The organism is Halorubrum sp. GN11_10-6_MGM (assembly GCF_005435165.1).
Lineage (GTDB): Archaea > Halobacteriota > Halobacteria > Halobacteriales > Haloferacaceae > Halorubrum.
Genome location: NZ_SGUC01000197.1, coordinates 1 through 266, shown reverse-complemented (window position 1 = coordinate 266; position 266 = coordinate 1). Strand labels below are relative to the sequence as shown.

Sequence of the window (266 nt, the reverse complement as noted above, 5' to 3'; positions counted from 1 at the left end):
GGCCCCGCTGTCCCCCCTCGCGCGTGGTACCGCGAGTTTCGTGAGCTCGTGGTGACCGCCGCAGTCTACAACCTCGAACAGGCTCTCAAACAGTGACCCCGACGCCATCATCGGATTCAACAAAGCAGTTTACTTATAAAGTATGTGTTTAGCCCGAGATCGATTTCGGTACTCTCTCGTAGGAGCCGTTTGAGAGGTATCGTAGATCGATGCAACAGGCGAGCAAGTGGATTCCTGAGGGATGGTCTCCGATCAGGAGACCATCC

At 55.3% G+C, this 266-nt stretch carries 1 pseudogene; it reads left to right on the top strand.

Features of this window, described 5'->3' with window-relative positions:
- Positions 1–96, top strand: a pseudogene (locus EXE46_RS17560) (IS5/IS1182 family transposase); the annotation flags it as partial.
- Positions 97–266 lie beyond the last annotated feature (170 nt).